The 20,826-nt window shown below is 39.7% G+C and carries 18 protein-coding genes; 7 read left to right on the top strand and 11 right to left on the bottom strand.

Annotation, left to right across the window (positions count from 1 at the left end; all coding sequences use genetic code 11):
• A partial coding sequence (locus H5232_RS13285) for a VC0807 family protein (RefSeq protein ID WP_310736879.1) occupies positions 1-402 on the bottom strand: 402 nt, incomplete at its 3' end.
• Positions 403-509: 107 nt separating this feature from the next.
• The gene (locus tag H5232_RS13280; RefSeq protein ID WP_182717758.1) at positions 510-1,418 is read right to left on the bottom strand and encodes a LysR family transcriptional regulator; all 909 of its coding nucleotides are present in this window, start codon (positions 1,416-1,418) and stop codon (positions 510-512) included.
• Between the two features lie 120 nt (positions 1,419-1,538).
• Here H5232_RS13280 and H5232_RS13275 point away from each other — a divergent pair, with 120 nt between their 5' ends.
• From H5232_RS13275 to H5232_RS13265, 3 genes are all read left to right on the top strand, one after another.
• Entirely contained in the window at positions 1,539-3,527 is a 1,989-nt protein-coding gene (locus H5232_RS13275; protein WP_182717759.1) for a ligand-gated channel protein, read from the top strand.
• Between the two features lie 432 nt (positions 3,528-3,959).
• Complete coding sequence (locus H5232_RS13270) at positions 3,960-5,987, top strand: ATP-binding protein (protein ID WP_182831030.1); 2,028 nt, start codon at positions 3,960-3,962, stop codon at positions 5,985-5,987.
• Between the two features lie 244 nt (positions 5,988-6,231).
• Entirely contained in the window at positions 6,232-7,095 is an 864-nt protein-coding gene (locus H5232_RS13265) for a diguanylate cyclase domain-containing protein (RefSeq protein ID WP_182831029.1), read from the top strand.
• 72 nt (positions 7,096-7,167) lie between these two features.
• On the opposite strand, the gene H5232_RS13260 is transcribed toward H5232_RS13265, so the two are convergent.
• From H5232_RS13260 to H5232_RS13250, 3 genes are all read right to left on the bottom strand, one after another.
• Positions 7,168-8,031 (bottom strand): DMT family transporter, encoded by an 864-nt coding sequence (locus tag H5232_RS13260; protein WP_182739546.1) that lies wholly within the window; start codon positions 8,029-8,031, stop codon positions 7,168-7,170.
• Positions 8,032-8,162: 131 nt separating this feature from the next.
• Positions 8,163-9,737, bottom strand: a complete 1,575-nt coding sequence (locus tag H5232_RS13255; RefSeq protein ID WP_182831028.1) for a PepSY domain-containing protein — start codon at positions 9,735-9,737, stop codon at positions 8,163-8,165.
• A complete protein-coding gene (locus H5232_RS13250) occupies positions 9,734-10,030 on the bottom strand; it encodes a hypothetical protein (RefSeq protein ID WP_145234221.1) in 297 nt (98 codons plus the stop codon). The genes H5232_RS13255 and H5232_RS13250 overlap by 4 nt, the downstream gene beginning before the upstream one ends.
• Positions 10,031-10,386: 356 nt before the next feature.
• On the opposite strand from H5232_RS13250, the gene H5232_RS13245 reads away from it, so the two are divergent.
• Positions 10,387-12,462, top strand: a complete 2,076-nt coding sequence (locus H5232_RS13245; protein ID WP_182739548.1) for a TonB-dependent receptor — start codon at positions 10,387-10,389, stop codon at positions 12,460-12,462.
• Positions 12,463-12,523: 61 nt separating this feature from the next.
• Here H5232_RS13245 and H5232_RS13240 read toward each other — a convergent pair whose 3' ends face one another.
• The 5 genes from H5232_RS13240 to H5232_RS13220 all read right to left on the bottom strand — a co-directional run bounded on the left by H5232_RS13240 (position 12,524) and on the right by H5232_RS13220 (position 17,066).
• Complete coding sequence (locus tag H5232_RS13240; protein WP_182784241.1) at positions 12,524-14,185, bottom strand: methyl-accepting chemotaxis protein; 1,662 nt, start codon at positions 14,183-14,185, stop codon at positions 12,524-12,526.
• Between the two features lie 228 nt (positions 14,186-14,413).
• Positions 14,414-15,403, bottom strand: coding sequence for a Gfo/Idh/MocA family protein (locus tag H5232_RS13235; RefSeq protein ID WP_145234213.1), 990 nt, complete (start codon positions 15,401-15,403; stop codon positions 14,414-14,416).
• A gap of 2 nt (positions 15,404-15,405) precedes the next feature.
• On the bottom strand, positions 15,406-16,209 hold the full coding sequence (locus tag H5232_RS13230) for a class I SAM-dependent methyltransferase (protein WP_182717765.1): 804 nt from the start codon (positions 16,207-16,209) through the stop codon (positions 15,406-15,408).
• An 8-nt stretch (positions 16,210-16,217) separates the two neighbouring features.
• Complete coding sequence (locus tag H5232_RS13225) at positions 16,218-16,589, bottom strand: hypothetical protein (protein ID WP_145234209.1); 372 nt, start codon at positions 16,587-16,589, stop codon at positions 16,218-16,220.
• A gap of 57 nt (positions 16,590-16,646) precedes the next feature.
• On the bottom strand, positions 16,647-17,066 hold the full coding sequence (locus H5232_RS13220; protein ID WP_149980032.1) for a DUF3429 domain-containing protein: 420 nt from the start codon (positions 17,064-17,066) through the stop codon (positions 16,647-16,649).
• 245 nt (positions 17,067-17,311) lie between these two features.
• Here H5232_RS13220 and ahpC point away from each other — a divergent pair, with 245 nt between their 5' ends.
• The 3 genes from ahpC to H5232_RS13205 all read left to right on the top strand — a co-directional run bounded on the left by ahpC (position 17,312) and on the right by H5232_RS13205 (position 20,099).
• Positions 17,312-17,881 carry an alkyl hydroperoxide reductase subunit C gene (gene ahpC / locus H5232_RS13215; protein WP_145234205.1) on the top strand — a complete coding sequence of 190 codons (570 nt, stop codon included), beginning with the start codon at positions 17,312-17,314 and terminating at the stop codon, positions 17,879-17,881.
• Positions 17,882-17,984: 103 nt separating this feature from the next.
• Complete coding sequence (ahpF, locus tag H5232_RS13210) at positions 17,985-19,559, top strand: alkyl hydroperoxide reductase subunit F (protein ID WP_182717766.1); 1,575 nt, start codon at positions 17,985-17,987, stop codon at positions 19,557-19,559.
• Between the two features lie 135 nt (positions 19,560-19,694).
• On the top strand, positions 19,695-20,099 hold the full coding sequence (locus tag H5232_RS13205) for a GFA family protein (RefSeq protein ID WP_182767296.1): 405 nt from the start codon (positions 19,695-19,697) through the stop codon (positions 20,097-20,099).
• A 98-nt stretch (positions 20,100-20,197) separates the two neighbouring features.
• Here the strand turns inward: H5232_RS13205 and H5232_RS13200 are convergent, their stop codons facing one another.
• A complete protein-coding gene (locus H5232_RS13200) occupies positions 20,198-20,668 on the bottom strand; it encodes a DM13 domain-containing protein (protein ID WP_182767295.1) in 471 nt (156 codons plus the stop codon).
• Positions 20,669-20,826: the final 158 nt, after the last annotated feature.

Here is a 20,826-nt window from a genome sequence, read left to right as displayed (position 1 = left end):
CTCTAACGAATGCATAAGTTTATCAATATCAAGCAATTCAGGATTAATTAGTAATTTACGGATCAGCGGATAAGGGGTGTACTGGCTGATCAATACAATCACACCAATAATTGCTGGTACCATCGCTTCTTTAATCGCGATATAAGCTGGGTCAAGTTCAAATAAACTGATACCGCCAGTAAGTAGTACGCTGATAATGCCAAGTACTGAGAAAAAGTTTACTTTGCCTGATTGTTTAAGTTCCCACAAACCAAATAACAGCGGAAAAGCAAGTGCTACCACTACTGCCCATACCGGGCCTAACGTATCAGGTGTACTAAAGCGGCTTAAAATCACCGCAGGTAAAATAATATTAAAAATTATATTACTGAAAAAATTACTCTTCTTTTTTGCCGCTGTCATTATGCATCAATCATTGGTATTCAATACATAAAGTATATACACAAGTTACTTTAAGATATAGACCCGCTGTGTTGCAGTAGTTACAAGTAAGTTTAGGATAATTTGCTTTATGCAGACTGCTTTAATGAATCTGAGATTTCATCACAGTGCTGTTTTAAAATTTCGATAGCCACTTTGGTTTTACCTGCCAAAATATCTCTTGCTGGGGTAATTGCATACACACTGTAGGTTGGCAGTTGCCAGTCAGTGCATAACTCAACGAGTTCTCCTTCTAGCAATAATGATTGTACTTCTGGCTTTGGTAAAATTGCATAACCAACGCCATCACACACTAATTGAATAATACTGTGCATGTTATTAACCACGATACGTGGTTTTGGGAGCGCTTTTTTTTGGCTGTTTAAACTATGCGTTAATGGGTGATCTGCAGTGCAATGCGAGATACGAGTATAATGGTTTAACTGCCAAGGCGACAGTGTGCAATGCTCAGCCAATGGGTGACTTTTATGTACACATAATACGAGTGGCCACTTCGCCAAAGGCCGAGCAACTAAACTTGAATCATCCAGCGGGCCAATCGCTATAGCCAAATCAGCGCCCGACTTTATTATATCAAGGGGTTCGTCAGATAAAGTCAGTTGCACATCAAAATAAGGGTACTGGTTGGTTAATTTTTTAAGCGGTTCACTTAATATTCCGCCACCAAATCCAACCGGTGCTACTAACTTTAATTGACCACTAGGGCTGTTTTGTAAAAATTGCAGCTTTTCACCAGCTTGTTTTGCAGCGGTGAGGATGGTTACACAGCTTTGATAATAAATCTCGCCAGCCTCGGTGAGTGTCAGTTCTCGTGGACTGCGATTAAATAAGCTCAACTTAATATCAAGCTCTATTTGTTTGATTTGTTGGCTAATTGCTGATGTGGTCATGGCAAGATCAACTGCGGCTTTACTCATACTACCCGTTTCAACAATGCGCACAAATACAGTTAATGCGCGAAGTAATTTTGTATTCATTTGGTTAAGTCTTACTTAATACTGTTTTAAGAAAATACACATTGTAGAAAAAGGAACATCTCACTACCATGCAAACGCTAATTATTATCATTTAAACTGCATTTGTCACGGAGAAAAATCATGAACACGGTAAGTTGTAAGTTAATACCGTTAACTAGCGCCATTTTAACCGCGCTTAGTTTATCCAGCTCAATAGTGTTAGCTGATGAAACGAAACAAGATATGGAAGTTATCGTGGTATCAGCGTCAGGTTATGAGCAAATGTTAAAGGACGCGCCAGCAAGCATCAGTGTGATTGATCGCGCAGATCTGGAAAAACGCTTTTATCGTGACTTAACCGATGCAATGACCGATGTTCCTGGAGTTGTGGTTACCGGCGGTGGCGATCGCAAAGATATAAGCTTGCGAGGCATGGCTAGCCAATACACATTAATTTTAGTTGATGGCCAGCGACAATCATCACGTGAAACAAGGCCAAACAGTGATGGACCAGGTGTTGAAGGTGCATGGACACCGCCAATCTCTGCAATTGAACGCATTGAAGTGATACGTGGGCCTATGTCGTCCTTGTATGGCTCAGACGCTATCGGTGGGGTGATAAACATTATTACTCGAAAAACACCCCTGCAGTGGTATGGTGAGCTGCGTTTAGACAGTACAGTTCAACAAAGTAGCGACTCAGGTAATACTAATCAAGGTAGTTTTTTCGCAGCTGGTGGACTTGTCCCAGAATTATTAGGTGTGCAATTATATGGGCAGTTTTCAAAACGTGACGAAGATAACTTTACTTCAGGCTTTAGGGGCAAAGAGCAAAGTAACCTTAAAGCAAAGTTTATTTTAACGCCAAACGATAATCACGAAATAATGCTAGAGGTTGGCAGCGCGCAGCAAAAATTTGAAAACACACTGGGTAAAACAGTTGAACCATTGGCGCCGGGTGAAAGCTGTGGCCGAAGAGGTTGCCCAGAATCATCGACAACAGAGTATGAGCAACAAACTTACTCGTTAACCCATAACGGTTATTATGACTTTGGTAACTCGCGCAGCTATTTAAAATACGATAAGTACGATAATACTTCTCGTGAAATGTTTGTTGAAAACACGGATGCGCAAACCAGTTGGACTTTACCGATTTTTGCCGGTCATAACGCGACGCTTGGTGCAGCCTACTTAAAAGAAGTGCTTGATGATTACACGAGTAATAGGATCAGCGAGTTAACCCATGTAGAAAATAAACAGTGGTCGGTATTTGCTGAGGATGAGTGGAGCACCAGCGACAAATTTAAGCTCACCACAGGTTTGCGTTACGACCACGACGATAATTTTTCAGGCCATTGGAGTCCACGTTTATATGGTGTTTATACCGCCTCTAAGGCTATCACTATCAAAGGTGGTATTTCGACAGGTTTTAGAGCGCCTAATATTCGTCAATCAAATGCAGACTGGGGACAAGTAAGTCGAGGCGGCAATATCTATGGCAACCCAGATCTTAGTCCTGAAAAGTCATTGAATTATGAAATGGGTATTTATTACGATCCACGTGGTGATTACACAATCTCAAGTACGGTGTTTTACAATGAGTTTGATGACAAAATTACGCGAATTGCATGCCCACTTACGCAATGCACGGATGGCCAAAATCAGTTTGGTTCAGATCCGACAACCTATGTAAATGTTGATGAAGCCGTGACTCAAGGGTTTGAATTTTCAGTTTCTTACGACTTAACCAGCGATTTAGGTTTAAGCGCTAATTACACTTATACCGATTCTGAGCAAAAAACCGGGCAATATAAAGGCAGTCCTCTCAATCAGTTACCTAAACATATAGTGCAAACATCGTTAAACTGGCAGCCAAGCGATAAGTTAGGGGGGTGGTTACGTGTGCATTATCGTGGTGAGGAAAGTCAACCAACCACAGGACCTTCACAAAGCAGCCTAATTGCACCTAACTACACGTTAGCCGATGTGGGTGGTAATTATGTTTTGACTAAAAGCGTAAAGTTAGGCTTTGGTATTTATAACCTATTTGATAAAGATATCACTGAGAATGAATATGGTTATGTCGAAGACGGACGCCGTTATTGGGCATCGCTCGGGTGGCAGTTTTAATGCATACCACTTAGTAACCCCTGCTTAGGTTAAGTAATAAGGTCTCAATTGAGGCCTTATTTTATAAATGGAGCTTTATAACTAACTGAAAATATAAATAAACTATTGCTGATGAAAAGTTTCTACTCTAAAGTTAGGGTAGCGTGTGTTTCTATTTCGAAGTTTGCAGCAATGTGTTTGGCTTTTAGGCTAGGCTGAGCTTATGTAGTGTGGTAATTCCCCATAAATAGGCGATAACGCAGCATAACTGGCAAACATACTATGCTCTAAGTGTTAAACCTAAATTGAACAAATTTTAATCCCGAAAGGTCAGTCTCCTTAGTAAGGTAAATATTTAATTACACGCTATAATAATTAACCAATATGAAGTGGTTAGATAAGATTTTTTAGCTATAGCATCTGTCGCTATGCAAAATAATACGAGGTATTTATTTGAATTTCCTTCGAAGCTTCCATGATATTGTATCTGATCAAAGTCAAAGTTTTGACGAGAAAACGCATAGTTTGCTCAAGTTTGGGCTTGATGTATTTAATTTAGATATCGCGATTGTTAGTAAAATTGAACAAAATATTTATACCGTGCTCTACGTTATAACACCTGATAATTCTTTAGCTTCTGGTACAACGTTTGATTTAGAAGGCACTTATTGTGTACATACACTCGCAGCAAATGCCGCGCTTACTTTTCATAAAGCGTCGAGTAGTCGCATTGCAAACCACCCATGTTACCTAAATTTCCAGCTCGAATCTTATATTGGGGCGCCAATAAAAGTCGGTTCAAATGTATTCGGTACAGTTAACTTTTCATCACCGGCTGTATCAACTCCCTTTTCACAACAAGCCCATGACTATGTTGAGTTATTTGCACAATGGCTGGGTGCTGAGTTTGCCCGCAAGATCACCAATGAACAGCTTATTAAAAACAACAATACGCTGTTAAAATTAGAGGCTGTAGCAAATATTGGCACGTGGGAAGTTGATTTACTCACTGATAAAGTCACTTGGAGCGAGCAAACACGACGTATTTACCAAGTTAGTGATAGCTATGTTCCTGATCTTAATGCTGCGACTGAATTTTTTAAAGCAGGAGAAAGCAGAGAAAGCATCGTTAATGCAGTGCACTCTGCAATACAAAGTGGCGAGAAATGGCATCTCGACCTCGAACTTGTTACCGCTAATGGACAGACTTTGTGGGTATCAACATTTGGTGAAGCTGAATTATTAAATGGTCGATGTGTGAGGTTATTTGGTACCTTACAAGACGTGACTGAATCGGTCATGCTTCGCGAAGAGTTAAAAAATAAAAAAGCAGAAGCAGAGCGTATGTTAGAAGATAGAAGCATGCTACTAGCTAAAATAAGTCACGAACTCAGGACACCATTGAACGGCATAACCGGAATGTTAACTACGCTATTAGGTGAGCGCCGTGAAGATAAGAGAGTTGAAAAACTAAAGATAGCTTTGCGTAGCGCGGATATTTTACTGAGTATAATTAACGAAGTGCTCGACTTTTCAAAAATAAACCACGGTGAGTTAAAACTCGAACCAAATCATTTTTTATTAAAAACAATTTTTGTTGATCTTGCTTCGTTGTACATTCCATTGTTTAGAGATAGTAAGGTTGATTTTCAAACAAATATAACGATAGCAGATGACTGTTGGGCTTATTGCGATAATGCTCGGCTGAGCCAAATTGCGTCAAACTTATTAAGTAACGCGTTAAAATTCACTGACGAAGGCTTGGTAAAATTTAATGCTGATGTGAATGTAGTCGGTGATAAATTAGCCTTGCATCTTGAAGTGTGTGACAGCGGAAGGGGGATGACCAACTCATTTTTAGATTCATTGTTCTCACCTTTTACACAAGAAATAGACGCCAAAAAGAGTAAAGGTGGTACCGGCTTAGGCTTGGCAATCGTAAAAGAATTGATTGATTTTATGGGGGGGACAATAACGGTTGATAGTACTTTTAATCAGGGTACGACATTTATCGTGGATATCCCACTTGCAGTCGGCGCAGTACAAATCGAAAATAATCCTCGGGTAAACGTTGTCATAGCGGCAACTAATTTATCGGTTTTAGTTGTTGATGATAACCAAATAAACCGATTGGTACTGGACGCTTCGCTTGAAAAATTAAATATTAAAGCCGATTTTGCAGTTGATGGCGAAGACGCAATTTTAAAGTGTAAGCAAAAAAAATACGATCTTATTTTTATGGATTGCGTGATGCCGCAGCTGGATGGACTTGAGGCCACTAAAATTTTGCGAGCACAACATATTTGTCCTTATGCAGATACCTTAATAGTGGCATTAACTGCAAATACATCATCTACCGATAAAGTTGCGTGCAAAGAAGCTGGCATGGATATGTTTATTTCAAAGCCTTTTAAACTACATTCGATTGAGGAAGCGGTAGTTAATGCTGTAGGAAAGAACAAAACTAAAGAAATAAGCTAGTTTATTAACAGAGAAACATAACGTGGCCTAATATTTGTATGTTTTTTAATGTGGTATTTTATAAAACGCACTATGATTAGTTTTATTATCGCAATATATTATTATTTCTTTATAGCTCTCAACAGCAATGAACCGTATCCTAAGATACGTTATACACTATTACGCAATGATTGATTGCTTAACTGATGGGTACTGTAAATAAATAATAAAGACTGTATTTTTACTGTTTGAGGCATGGAGTTGAATGAAAAATAGTGGTGTGATTTGTCTCTCGGATGTACTTGAACTGATGCTTGACGCTGTTTGCGTGGTTGACAAGCAAGGGGTATTTGTTTTTGTGAGCGCGGCTTTTAAAGACATTTTTGGTTACGAGCCTTGCGAAGTAATTGGTAAACCAATGCTCGACTTTGTTTATAAAGAAGATATTGAGATCACGCTTGACGCAGTAAATACGTTATTATCTGGGGGCTCTAAACCGCGCTTTGAAAATCGTTGGGTGAGAAAAGACGGGCGAGTGGTGCATATATTATGGTCTGTCCGCTGGTCTGATTCACATCAGTTCAGAATTGCTGTTGCTCATGATATCACCGAGCGCAAAAAATTTGAAAAGCAATTACAACATATGGTGGGACATGATCAGTTAACTGGGTTGCCCAATCGCATGCTGTTACTTGACCGAATTCAATCGACATTAACGAAAGCTGACCGACAGCAAGTTGAATTATCGCTACTATTTATAGATTTTGATGGTTTTAAAGAAGTTAATGATTCATATGGGCATCAATGTGGTGATCGATTATTGCAAGCAATTGCAGCTCGGCTGCAAGGGTGTATTCGAGGATCTGATACTGTTGGGCGCTTAGGTGGCGACGAATTTTTAGTCTTACTTCATGGGATTAGCTTACGCTCAGACGTACAAAAAACAGCTGAAAAAATCCGCAAAAAGTGCGAACAAGCTTTTGTGATAGATGAACATACATTACAGCTTTCAGTCAGTATCGGTATCGCCAGTTATCCTGAAATGGGCGAGAATGAACAACAACTTATTCAACATGCAGATCAAGCAATGTATGTTGCAAAAAATGCAGGGGGTAATCGTATTGTCTAAACACGTTACTCCCCTTTGATCAAAATCAACATTTAGCTTTATAACTAATATTTTTACGTCTTTTTTGGTTTGTTAGTTGCTGTCTTTACTTGTAGACATTGAACTGCCAACCGATGCAACTATCACCAAAAGAATGGCTAACCATTGCCAAAGAGTTAATAACTCGCCTAAAATTATAAAGCCAGCAAGTGCCGCAATAGCGGGCTCTAAGCTCATCATAATACTAAACCCTTGTGCAGGCATATTACGCAGTGCAACCATTTCCAGCGTATAAGGTAGGGCACTTGACATAATAGCAACCAATAAACCTAAAGGGATCACTTCCCAGCTTAGTAGTGCACCACCTTGAGAAATAGCACCATAAGGCACTAATATAAGCGCCGCGACACTCATACCAAGGGCAACAGTCATCCCGCCAGAGCTTTGATTCCCCGTTTTTTTGCCAAATAAGATATAGCCAGCCCAACATGCACCAGCACCCAGTGCCAGAATCACGCCCAGTAGATCGAGACTTTCTTCACCTTTCATATCCGGGAGCAACATTACAATCCCCGCTATGGCACAGGCGACCCAAAATAAATCTCGCTTACGTCGCGATGATAGCAGCGCTACCGCTAACGGGCCGGTAAATTCAAGGGCGACCGCAATCCCCAATGGAATACGCGCAATGGCGTAGTAAAAAAAAATGTTCATACCGCCTAAGCATAAGCCATAAACAATAATTGGCATGCGTTGACCCAGTGGCGGAAAGGCGCGCCAAGGTTTAAACACTAAGCACAATATCGTTGCTGAAAAACCTAAACGAAGTGCGGTTGTCCCTTCAGGGCCAATTAATGGAAATAGTTGCTTAGCAATTGAAGCGCCTGACTGAATAGTCACCATGGCAAGTAATACACATATAACAGCAATGAAAAAAGGAGAAATAACTCGAGACATAACGTATAAAAAATGAAAAAGGAAATTATCTGCAGAGTGTACAGATTAATGTAACAATTTAATATATTTGCGATAAATAGCAGCCATTAAGTGATGCAGGCTCACGTATTAAACAATGCGTGAGCCTTTATTTACCTTATGAACTCTATTGTTTTGTGATCCAGAATTACTTTATCTTTAAGGGGTTTTTGCTTTAAGCGTTTAGCGATAAAGAAAAACATAACTGAGAAAAGTGTGGCTATAAAATCAACAGAATAGCTTTCGTAATAGGGGAGCAGAGCTAAATTATTCAGGCCTTGAATAACACTCGAGATGGGTAAACATACGGTTAAAATCGATAATGTTATTAAGCCAGTATAGCTTGCTTTGTTAGCGCCTAGTGTAAAGCAGTAGGCTAAGGAAATAAAAAAAACAACATAATAACACTGCATATAATGGTGATTAATGTTATTTATCAGTATGTTACTCCATTTTGCTAACAATAATACTGCAACAACAGCGAGCATGGATCCTAAACACACGCCAATCGTTAACTTTGCCATAATATGTGTGCCGGTTTTATTTGCATCTTTTTTCATTCGTTTGTCTATCCATAATAAGTTGCCTGAATAAAAAAGCAATGCGCCGAATAGTCCCATTATAAAGTAAGCCCAGCGACCCCACTCACCGCCATATGTTCCAAAATGCAGTGAAAAGATACTCGCGACAAAATTGCCCCAGAAGCTTTCTTCACCCTGTGGGTAAGTTGATCCGCTGATCTCTAAAGTATACGGGTTCATAAATAAATAATCCGTATCAGGTCCACGTACCACTGCAGAATCATTACTCATTTTAAATACAGCGGAAGGGGACGCTAAATTCAATCGACTGTAGCTAATATGTATTGGCTCATAGCCTGTAGCATAGCCCTTAGCCGCTAGTATTTGTGTATCAATACGTTTCAGTTCGCTGATGTTATAAGCGTGTGTTGCGGTTGGGGGACGCTCAAATAGTGGTTTGTCACCATAAAACTGGGCCAAACCATCATAAATTAAGTCGTGAAAAGCAAATACAATAACAGTAAACGCAATGATCAAATGAAAGGGCAAACTCGCAACGCCAATAAGGTTATGGCTATCTAACCAAAAGCGACTCGGGCCTTTTTCTTTTCGCAGCGCAAAAAATGTTTTTACCAGTGTTGGTAAAAGGATAATTACACCGGACACCAAGGCTAAAAAATACAGTCCTGCAGCAATACCAAGAATGTAAACGCCAGATTGGTCGTGGCCAATTTCACCAATAAAGCCTGCGGTACGGTGTAGGTAATCGATTAAATCAGCAAGTTTATGTTCTGCTTGATCAGCAATTATCAGCTTTTGATCTTCATCAAGATATGCTGTTTGCTGTTGATTATCTAGGTGCATGCCACGAGCTTGACCTTGTGTATACCACGACAGTGGCGCAGCTGTTGTTAAAAGGTCGAGTTCAAAACCTTTTGCCATTTGCTCAGGATAAACAGTGATGGCTTTGTCGACTAAGCTTTGATAGTTTGTAGTAGTGGGATCGGTAAGTGGTGCAGTAGTTGGCTCTGCCCATTGTTGGATTTCATGTTTAAACATGGTCAAACTACCAGCATAAAAGCCGATGAAAAGTACTAAACCTGCAATGATCCCCGTCCATGTATGCACACCTTGGTAGGTGCGTAAAATATCGGCTCTTACTTTCATAATCCACCCCTTAACAGCAAAAATAAACTATACAAAATAACATTTGCTCCACCGAGTATGAGCCAAGCTTGCCTCGCTGAATTAAATAAATAAGTAAAACTAAAGAGCGTGAGCCATAAAATCGGGATCATCCACATATTAAATTGAACCTTGTCTTGGGCATCAATTCCGCCTGGGCCGTACCAAGCAAAAAAAGCAATCAGAATATAAGCCAGCGCTAAACCCAGCAATACACCAGCTAAACTTTTACCAAGCCAAGTTGGTTGAATTTTTTGTCTTTGCTCAGATGTCATTTCTTAGCCCTTTCACTTTAATTAAGCTTGCAAATGGCATGACCATTAAAGCGAGCATCAGTATTAAAATAATAAAGAAGCTTGCTGCTAATTTAGACAGTGTAGAAAAAGAAATGATAATTGCAGTTATAAACAGCATTAGCGCAAGTGTACGCCAGTGTTTAGAAATAGGTTTAGTAAGTAATCTTTGATGGCGATTACTGCAGTAGAGCACAGTTATAGCAATGAGTAAGATAACAATAACGGTAAATTGAGACATAAGAGCAATAATAGTTTATTTTTAATGTCATTCTAAATGATAAGTAAACTCAATTGCAATACTGTAGTTGATATGGTATTTTTTCGCGCAATTTAAAATGTCTCAAAAAAAGGAAATTATTTTGGCTGCTTTATTTAAACGCAATAAGCTTTCACTGCTTATTGCCAGCGCGCTGTTATTTACTCAAGCTCAGGTATTAGCAGATGATGAGGGTAATCGCGAATCAATCGATACTATCGTTGTTACGGGTGAAAAAATAGCAAAATCACTTAAAGACACTATTACCTCAGTTGCGGTCGTCGATAAGTCGTTATTAGAAAATGGTCAGCTAGCATCTGTTTCAGAAGCGCTTGCAGAAATGGCGAATGTAGTGGTGTTAACGGGGTCAGTTCCTGATATGCGTGGTGTGTCAGGTAACGGTGGAGCAACAGGGTTTAATTCGTTTAGTGGTGGCTCTAAAGCGCGAGTATCAACGTTAGTTGACGGTGTAGGTCAGCCGTTTGTCGCTGATTTAACCGGTGATACTGGTTTGTGGGATATGGAGCAAATAGCAGTGTATCGAGGTCCACAATCAACAAGTAATGGTCGTAATAGCATTGCTGGCGCTGTTTATATGACAACCAAAGCACCGACTCAAGACTTTGAAGGCGCAGTGCGAGTCGGTTACCGCAATCAAGATAGCTACCTTGACACCGCAGCCGTTGTTTCCGGTGCATTAGTTGAAGATGTACTTGCTTTTAGGTTATCGACTCAATATGTTGATGGTGAAACTTACAGTAACCCAACTGTCTATGAAACAAATCCGACAGATCGCGATCTAAATAAATTAAACACCTCAAGCACCCGAGCAAAATTACTTTATACTCCATTTGATGATCTATCAATTCAACTAAGTTATTCAAACTACAGTGAAAAAGGAAATTCTGGTCGTCATTATTATGAAGGTGACAACCCATCTGATTATTTACCACTGTTTCAACGTATAATGGATACAGATTCAGATACAACACAAATCGATTTTGAATATAAGATTGATGAGAACTTCTCTGTGGATCTGCTGGTGGCATATATGGATTATCATTGGGCGTTTGATGCTTATGAGCCGCTAGCAACAGCAGAATCTGATGTTACTATGGATGAAAAAAATATTACCATTGATGGTAAATTAAACTTCGGTCTTAGTAGTGATTTTTACTCAGGTTTTATTGGCTTAGCTTATTTCGATCGAGATCAAGATTTCGACAGTACTGGAGCAACAGATTATTTTGGTGATGATAGCAGTGATTCGATAGCTATTTACTCAGAGGCAAGCTTCAACCTAACAGATAAGTTAATAGTAACAGGTGGCTTGCGGGTTGAACATGAAAGTCAACTTCGTAACTTTAACATGGCATTTAGAGGCGATACCTTAGCTGAACAGCTAGATGATTCTAATACTATTAAATTACCTACCTTAGCTATTCAATACAAAGTTACCGAGGCAACTACTTTATCAGCCAGTGCGCGGCGTGGTTATAATTCCGGCGGTGGTGCACTCGACTTTAATGCTGAAGATTATTATTACTATGATGAAGAAACTGTTAATACCTATGAGGTAGGCACACGTAGTGTATTAAATAACGGCGACATTAATATCAGTGCAAATGTCTTTTACAATAACTTTGACGGTTATCAGGCATTAAGTTCAGATCGTAGAATTACTAATATCGATGACGCTCATAGTTATGGTTTAGAGCTTGAGGCTTACAGTATGTTAGGTGAGCAATGGCAGTTACATGCTGGTCTAGGATTGTTAAAAACAAAAATTGACGCATCTACAACGTATTCTGAAGCGGTTGGTAACGAACTTAATTCAGCCCCTTCATTTACAGCCAGTTTAGGTCTGTCTCATTGGTTTACTGACAACCTTAAAATCAATGTCAGTGCAAATTATGTCGATGAGTATTACGGTGATCTTACTAACAGTGAAGAGCGCATGGCAGGTGATTACACTATTACTCGCGCTACAATAAGCTATGACACAATGAATTGGTTAATTAGCGCTTATATTAATAATGCCTTTGATGAACAAGGTTATACCAGTGTAGAGCCTGTAAGTGGCAGGTATCCAACTGGTTATGTCTCTGTTGTTAGCCCACAAACATTAGGTGCTTCAGTTACTTATCGTTTTTAGCTACTCTAAAACCTTAGGCTGTTGCTGTATAAAAGCCTGAGGTTTTTAATCCAGAGATCCGTTAACTTAATTTAAACTTATTTATTTGTGTATTTAAATTAATCGCAACTTGCGCGAGTTCACTAGACGAAGACGAAATTTGTGCGGTTTGCGACTTCGACTGCATACTGGCATCTTGAATACCAGTTAAGCGTTCAGCTATATCTTCGGTTACTTGTGCTTGTTGCTCGGATGCAGCTGCAATGGTTCGGTTTGCATCTGAAATTAAGCGCACTTGGGTGCTTATTTCTTTGAGCATTGAGCCCACTTTTTCTGAGTTTGATACTGCGTCTTTAACCCGCGTATCACTGCTACGGATCCGTTCGGTTACAGCGTTACTTGCAGACTGTAAGCTATTGATTTTTTGTTGTATCTCAACTGTTGAGCTTTGTGTTCTGCTCGCTAATGTCCTTACCTCGTCGGCAACGACGGCAAAACCTCGACCTTGTTCGCCAGCTCGTGCGGCCTCAATTGCAGCATTAAGTGCTAATAGATTAGTTTGTTCAGCAATATTGCTGATCACATTTAAGATCACCGCTACTTCGTTAACTGAAGATTCGAGATCATTTAAATCATTAATTGACTCGGTTAATATTTCAGCAACCGATTCGACAGAATGAATACTCTGATTAACGACATCGATCCCTGCTTGTGTTTTAGCATCTGCATCTCCTGCGTTTTGAGCCGCTTCAGAGCAGTTTTTTGATACTTCTTTGACGGCGGTGGAGTTTTCATATACTGAACTTGAGATCACCTCAATTGCTTGACTCTGCTCGTCATTAAGCTGTCTTGCCTGCTGTGCAATAGAATCTAGCTCGTTTGCAGCAATTTGGGCTTGTTGGGATTGCGAGTTAATTTCTGACAGTAAGGTAGATAGTTTATCGATCATAATATTAAAACTGGCTGATAACTCTGCAATTTCATCGTTACCGGAGTGAGCAATTTTATGCGTTAAATCACCATTGGCGATTCGTTGTGCTTCATTGACTAATAGCGTGGTTGTCTTTATTACGCGCTTCTCAAGCTGTAAGTAGCATAAAATTAAAATAGTGATTATAACTAATACCATCACAATACTAATAAGGCTTAAATTAGCAACACGATTGTTATTATTCATTACTTCTTGCAAGCTGCTGTTTTCTACCGCAGCTAAAAATTCTTGCACCGGTGTCTGTATTTTAGCTACTTCATCCATATATCCCTTATCGGTTAGCAGTCCTATTGCCTGTACCCACTGTTTTGATTCGCTCGTATTTAATAATGATGGTGATTGCCCAGCAAAACTACTTACCAATTGAAAAGCTTGTTCTTCAGTGTTGACTAACTGCAAAGAGAGCGAGTTAGATTTATTTAGCAAAGCAAGTTCTTGTTCATTTACATTAAATTCTTTTAAGCGATCAATATAAGATTTTTTACGACCGTCTAACCAGGGTTCAGTTCCTTCAATTTGATTTACAAGTTCATAGTATTGTTTTTTATAGCTAGGTTGTAGGGTGACAACATATTGTCGGGCGAGTTCTGTTAGCTCGATAGAGTTGGAGGCCGACAGCTTAGCAAAATGACTTAGCTGATAGCGTTGCTGAGCTGATTGTTGACTATCAGATAATCCTGTTTTTAACAGTAATATGATAATGAGTAGCCCTGCTGCAATTGTGATTGCTAGAGCAAAAACAGTTCTTAGCATTAATCTTATTGTCAAAATTGCCTCTGATGCGATTTAATAATAATGCTAAATAACTATAGAATATAATTTCAATTAACTAAAGAATTCATGAATTTTATTTGCAAACTAGGAAGATTTGGATACGCATTAAATTAGTGAGCAGATTGCAAGAGTATGATAAAAGTGACAACAACATTGACAAGCCTCAAAGCATTGAGGCGTTGTTTTGCGTGAATAATATTTTGTAGCTTATAGTCGGTCGGCTGGATAAATAACACCAAGTTGCTGTCTTGCTTTATCAAGTACAGCCATCACATTGATACTTAGTTGATGGGTATTGATAGGTGATTCGAGTTGTCCTGCGTTGGCAATTGTAATGAAATGGGCAACTTCGTGGCGCATAAAGTGTTCATCAAATGGCTGTGATAATTCTTCAACACTGCCATCATTAGCAATAAATTGTATCTGTTTTAATAACGAAACGGCTTCAATTCTGATACGGCCCAGCTCACCTTGGATTTCTGTAAAATTATCACCTTGAGATATTTTTGAATAACTGATCACTGCTTGCTTATCACTATAATTTAGTAATACATCACCAGCACCATCTACCCCTGTTTCAAGTAATACTCCACTGGCTTTTACCGTGTTTGGTGCACCCCAAAGTGCAATCAAGATATATAGCGGATAAACCCCTAAATCGACGAGCGCACCATTAGCGAATGCTGGCAAAAAGGTGTTAGGGCGCTCACCATTTTTGTATTTATCATAGCGTGATGAATATTGACTATACTGACCTATGTATTTACGTGGCGTCCCAATTTTGGCAATGGCTTGTTGTAAAACGGCAAAGTTAGGCAAGTGAGTGGTCATCATCGCTTCCATATAAAGGCGATTATTTTGTTTTGCTGCGTCCACTATCGCGGCTAATTCTTGGCTATTTGCTGCTGCAGGTTTTTCACCTAACACGTGTTTTCCTGCATTTAAACAGGCCACAGCATAGCTTTTATGCAAACTATTGGGGGCTGCTATATATACAGCGTCTACACTGTCGTCGCTGCATACTTGCTCAATAGTCGTAAATACTTTTGCATTTTTTATAGCGTGCTTAGCTAAAAATGCATGACCGCTTTGTTCGGCTCGCGAACATACGCCATATAATGAAAACTCACTGACTGTTTTAGCCGCTGCAAGTAAAGTATCGCTAATAAAATTAGTGCCGACTATCACAAAATTCATGGTCACTCCTGATTGTTGAATTGTGCAAGCCAAGCTTGCCAGTCTGCCTCAAAGCCTAACATTTGTTGGTGCTTTTTAGCTAATAGGTGTTTTTGTTTATCTTCACTGGCTTGAAATGGACCTACTCGGCACAGCGAACAGCTATCAACTGCTAAGTAGCTTGGTATAGTTAATCGATTATGGAGTTCAGTCGTTTCTTTGGGGCTGAATACATAAGTGGTGCCACTGGTGTCTTTTACGTGTTTGTCACGATCAACATTACGGATTTTATAGCCAGGGAAAGGACTGATATCAAATGGCATTTGGCCGATATAGCGTGATGCTAAGCCATAATTTAAGCTGCCTTCAATATTCCACTCACGATATGGTTTAACATCTTTTGAGGTGATGTAGCACAACATTGGGCCATTGTTATCAAGAGCATAGCTGGTGGCATATTTAATATATTGGTGTAGCAAAGCCCGGTTGAGGGTGTTCATACTGGTTGTTTGGGTGTTTTCACGATAAGCACTCTCCCCGACAAAAGCAGGAATAAGCGGAAATTGAAAAATCACCACATCAAATAGCTCGCCATTTAAGCGTTGCCAGGCTTGTGGGTCAGTCACATCAAAACTATCAAGTACCGTAATGTGATGATCTTGCAGTGCATTTAGTGCGTTATCAGCATATTTGGAGGTGATCGTGGCTGCACTATCATAGGTAGAAGCAACTAACTTGGCCGGCTTTAGATCAGTAGATAAAGCATGAGAAAACGATAAGTCGCCATCGCCAACGGTAAGGATCCGCCAATTAGGATTTAAATACATTAATTCAATTATTCTAGTGGTGTGTTTTTAGCATCATGATCAATTAAACGTAAAAACGCTAAGCGAGTCTTTAGTCCTTCAATCGCGATTTGTTTGATAATTAAATTAAACGTGATTAATACTGCAAACGCAATATGAATAGGGCCATGAGTAAAGCCTGCGTCAGGATCGAAGAGCATTAAGCCAAACAGTAAAAAGAGTACCACGAGTGCAATTTCAAGCCATTGATTAGAATAAAACGATAATCGGCCTTCACTCTTATGATCTTTCTTGATTTGAATAGCACAAAAAAAAGGGATCACTTTAATTTTGAAATGAGCGCTTTTCTCAACATAGTTTTCACCGAGTTGATCAAGCTGTTGGCGCAATTGGTCTATCATTTTAGTTCCTCAAAAAGCAGTGCACGGATGGTACATTAATCCGTTTTAAAGGGCGAGCTAGTTAGGGTATAAACTAATGCCTATTACTAATATATGGCAAACAAACACCACTGAGGTTAATACAAAGCGCATTTTTTGATAATCAGCATGGTAGCTTTGCCATTGCGGGCTGGTTTTTTCAAATAGTAATACCAGCCAAAAACTAACCGCTAACCAAGCCAAGGTTATGTGTTGTGGTAAAAAAGCTAAAAAGCCAAGCGGTAAAATCGGTAGTATAGCCTTAATCGCATCTCGATAACTCTGTTGTCCAGCGTGCCATAAGTTACCACTCATAAAAGCCAAAATTGCAATACTATAAAAAGTAAAAAACTGCATATTAAAGTTATTACTACCGACTAATAACGGCCAACCGACACACGCTAAAAAGGGCAATAAGCCTAAATAGCCTAACTGGATATGATTGATGAATTTATTCATGGCTTACCCCAAAATTAACTAAAAATACGTATTCGCGATATTTTTCAGTGAGCATTGTAACATTAGACGCAAAAAAAGCTTTAGCCCTATCTGTCCAGATGACAATGACCGCTTCAGTCAATAAAATCGATTGAATTAATCTAAACAATCAATTTTATTAATTTTTATTTACACCTTATTGTATTACTCAAGCCAACGCAGCAACCTGCGTTGTTTACACTTTAAATAAACAAATGAGGAATACTATGAGCACTTCATTAATTAACACTAAATTACAACCTTTCAATGCAACGGCTTACCACAATGGTGATTTTGTTGAACTATCAGAACAAGATGTTTTAGGTAAGTGGTCTATTTTCTTTTTCTACCCAGCTGATTTTACCTTTGTATGTCCTACGGAACTGGGTGATGTTGCAGATCACTACGCGCAATTACAAGAAATGGGTGTAGAGGTTTACTCAGTATCGACTGATACTCACTTTACTCACAAAGCATGGCACGATACATCAGACACTATTGGTAAAATTACTTACCCTATGATCGGTGACCCAACAGGACGTATTACACGTAACTTTGGTGTAATGATCGAAGACGAAGGCCTAGCACTTCGCGGTACGTTTGTAATGAACCCTGAGGGCGAAATCAAAATCATTGAAACACATGATTTAGGTATTGGCCGTAGTGCCAAAGAACTAGTACGTAAAGTACAAGCGGCACAATACATTGCGACTCATGATGGTGAAGTATGTCCGGCTTCTTGGCAGCCAGGTGAAGAAACATTAGCACCATCGCTTGATTTAGTTGGCAAAATTTAAATCTACTATTACAAAGCATTAATATGCTTGAAGGCTCATCATCACAATTTTATTAAGCACATTAGCGTGATGATGGGCATTTTTGCTAAAACAAGGGTAAGTCATGTTAGATACCAACATTAAAAATCAATTAAAAAGTCACTTTGCAGCTATTGCTGATCCTGTTGAGCTACTTATCGCCTTGGATGACAGCAAAAAATCAATAGAAATTGACAATTTAGCCAACGATATTGCGTCGTTGAGCGACAAATTTTTGGTGCGAGATAATCCAGATAGTGGCGTACGCCGTCCATCAATAACGGTATCTTCACCTATTCGAGATAGCCAAATTACCTTTGCTGGTGTGCCGATGGGGCATGAGTTTACCAGTTTGGTATTAGCGTTGTTACATACGGGCGGGCATCCGAGTAAGGCGTCGGCTGCAGATCTTGACCAAATCAAGTCACTGACTCAGCCACTTGAGTTTGAAGTGTATATTTCATTAAGTTGCCAAACATGCCCGCAAGTCGTACAAGCGCTTAATTTAATGGCTGCTAATAATAGCAACATCAAAGCAACTATGATTGATGGGGCATTATTTCAAGATGAAGTAGAGCAGCGAAATATACTTGCAGTACCCGCGGTGTACTTAAATGGCCAGCCCTTTAGCCAAGGTGCGATGAGCTTAACTGATATTTTAAATAAAGTTGATAGTAAAGGGGCAGAGCGCCAAGCCGCTTCTCTCAATGAAAAATCACAATTTGATGTGCTTGTCGTAGGTGGTGGTCCTGCTGGTGCATCTGCAGCAATTTATTCAGCACGTAAGGGCTTAAATACGGGCATTGTTGCTGACCGGTTTGGTGGACAAGTAGCTGATACGCTAGCAATCGAAAATTTTATATCTATTAAAGCAACCGAGGGGCCTAAGCTCGTAGCTCAGCTTGAAGAGCATGTTAAAGAGTACGATGTAGATGTCATGCATAATCAACGAGCCGTCGCTCTTAGTTATAAAAATGGTTATGAAATCACGCTTGAAAACGGAGCTGTGCTCAGTACTAAATCGTTAGTACTGGCAACGGGCGCTCGCTGGCGTGAAATGAACGTAGCTGGTGAACAACAATACCGTGGTCATGGTGTAGCGTATTGTCCACATTGTGATGGACCGTTATTTAAAGGCAAACCTGTTGCCGTTATTGGTGGTGGTAATTCGGGTATAGAAGCGGCAATTGATTTAGCTAATATTGTTGAGCACGTTACGGTACTTGAATTTGCAGATACGTTACGCGCCGATGACGTGCTTATTCGTAAAGCCAATAGCTTAGAGAATATCACCATTATTAAGAATGCCCAGACTACAGAAGTACTCGGTGATGGTAAAAAAGTGACGGGCTTAAGCTATACTGACCGCACCTCAGGTGAGAACAAACAGTTAAACTTAGCCGGTATATTTGTGCAAATTGGCTTAATACCTAACACTGAATGGTTAAAAGACAGTAATGTTGAACTCAGTCAGTTTGGCGAAATAATAATAGATGCAAAAGGAGCGACATCTTTAGCGGGAGTATATGCTGCGGGAGATGCAACGACCACACCATTTAAGCAAATCATCATTGCGATGGGCAGTGGTGCAACAGCAAGCCTAGGGGCATTTGATTACTTAATTCGTCAAACACCTAGTGAAGAGCAACGCGTAGCATAAATCAAATTATAGTCTCTTGATATAACAGCTCCCACCCATAGCTGTTTGTTCACCCAAGCCGCCCTCTCCAAAGGCGGCTTTTTTGGATAAAAAATTGTGCTAGTATTTAGGCTTATTTTTTTAAAGAGTTTTAGCATGTATCAAGGAAGTTGTTTGTGTAACAAGGTCACAGTGCAAATTGATGGCCCGATCCAGAGCATTATTCATTGCCACTGCTCGTTGTGTCGTAAAGCCAGTGGCACTGCATTTGCAACCAATGGATTTATCTCTCGTGTTGACTTTAAAGTAACCAAAGGCAATGAGTGGTTAAGCAGCTTTGAATTTAAACCAGGGCGTATCCGCTATTTTTGTAGTGCATGTGGCAGCCCAATCTACAGTGAAAACCTTGATGATATAAGCAGACTAAGGTTGCGTCTGGGTATACTCGATAGCGATATTACAGAGCGTCCTATGAGCCATAACTTTGTTAGCTCAAAAGCGAATTGGGAGCAAATAAATGCTGATATCCCACACTATGATGGTTTTGAACCGACCCGCTAAGTTCGTTGGCTGATAGTGTTTTTATAATAAGTAAACTGGTAAATAGTCTGTGCCGCAACTCTCTGTTGCTTTTAAAGCAGTTGTTTCCCAGTACTTGTTCATTGGTACTGAGCCGCGGTTATAAATTGTTCAAAACTCTCACACCACACAATAACAGTGTTAAAGCGTGCAATATTAATATCGGCTGGCACCTTAATTATAAAACCATCGAATGTATTTATGCTTGCAACCCTTGTCATTGTGCCTTTATAGGCTAAAAAATCGGCTTCATTATCAATAAAGCGATTAGCTAAATAAAGTTGGTAATCTGGGCCTGGGCTCAAGGTGCCATCAAAAGAGATCATTGCACTGGTTAATCTGACTTGGCCGTTACCATAATGCAAAGCATCGGAGCCTGCGAGATCAGCTTTGAATTCACCACTATAAAGTGCTTGCTGAGCATGTGTGGCTAGCTCAAGTTTGCTGGGGGATGGTGGGGCCGTTAAAATTGGCAGTGTGTATAACCCCGCAACAAAGCCAACACAAAATATCATCAGATAAACGACTACCTGCCACAATTTACGCATCATAATAAGACCTTATCCATGAGAGTATTCAGTATATAGGGCAAAACAAGCGGATGCCTTCATCTATAGTTATAAGCTAGCTTACAAAATTGGATTGGGCGAGTTCAATCTTCATTTAAGTATTTACTTTATTAGGGTGCTTGACCCTATTGTGAACTGAC

This window comes from Pseudoalteromonas sp. SG41-5 (assembly GCF_014164495.1).
GTDB lineage: Bacteria > Pseudomonadota > Gammaproteobacteria > Enterobacterales > Alteromonadaceae > Pseudoalteromonas > Pseudoalteromonas rhizosphaerae.
The sequence above is the reverse complement of the archived record's forward strand: the minus strand, read 5'-3'. Positions and strand labels throughout refer to the sequence as shown.

Excerpts from the sequence above, each read along its gene's own strand:
- H5232_RS13280 (WP_182717758.1), bottom strand. The coding sequence starts at position 1,418 with ATGAATACAAAATTACTTCGCGCATTAACTGTATTTGTGCGCATTGTT.
- H5232_RS13275 (WP_182717759.1), top strand. The coding sequence starts at position 1,539 with ATGAACACGGTAAGTTGTAAGTTAATACCGTTAACTAGCGCCATTTTA.
- H5232_RS13265 (WP_182831029.1), top strand. The coding sequence starts at position 6,232 with ATGAAAAATAGTGGTGTGATTTGTCTCTCGGATGTACTTGAACTGATG.
- H5232_RS13260 (WP_182739546.1), bottom strand. The coding sequence starts at position 8,031 with ATGTCTCGAGTTATTTCTCCTTTTTTCATTGCTGTTATATGTGTATTA.
- H5232_RS13255 (WP_182831028.1), bottom strand. The coding sequence starts at position 9,737 with ATGAAAGTAAGAGCCGATATTTTACGCACCTACCAAGGTGTGCATACA.
- H5232_RS13250 (WP_145234221.1), bottom strand. The coding sequence starts at position 10,030 with ATGACATCTGAGCAAAGACAAAAAATTCAACCAACTTGGCTTGGTAAA.
- H5232_RS13245 (WP_182739548.1), top strand. The coding sequence starts at position 10,387 with ATGTCTCAAAAAAAGGAAATTATTTTGGCTGCTTTATTTAAACGCAAT.
- H5232_RS13240 (WP_182784241.1), bottom strand. The coding sequence starts at position 14,185 with ATGCTAAGAACTGTTTTTGCTCTAGCAATCACAATTGCAGCAGGGCTA.
- H5232_RS13235 (WP_145234213.1), bottom strand. The coding sequence starts at position 15,403 with ATGAATTTTGTGATAGTCGGCACTAATTTTATTAGCGATACTTTACTT.
- H5232_RS13230 (WP_182717765.1), bottom strand. The coding sequence starts at position 16,209 with ATGTATTTAAATCCTAATTGGCGGATCCTTACCGTTGGCGATGGCGAC.
- H5232_RS13225 (WP_145234209.1), bottom strand. The coding sequence starts at position 16,589 with ATGATAGACCAATTGCGCCAACAGCTTGATCAACTCGGTGAAAACTAT.
- H5232_RS13220 (WP_149980032.1), bottom strand. The coding sequence starts at position 17,066 with ATGAATAAATTCATCAATCATATCCAGTTAGGCTATTTAGGCTTATTG.
- ahpC (WP_145234205.1), top strand. The coding sequence starts at position 17,312 with ATGAGCACTTCATTAATTAACACTAAATTACAACCTTTCAATGCAACG.
- ahpF (WP_182717766.1), top strand. The coding sequence starts at position 17,985 with ATGTTAGATACCAACATTAAAAATCAATTAAAAAGTCACTTTGCAGCT.
- H5232_RS13205 (WP_182767296.1), top strand. The coding sequence starts at position 19,695 with ATGTATCAAGGAAGTTGTTTGTGTAACAAGGTCACAGTGCAAATTGAT.
- H5232_RS13200 (WP_182767295.1), bottom strand. The coding sequence starts at position 20,668 with ATGATGCGTAAATTGTGGCAGGTAGTCGTTTATCTGATGATATTTTGT.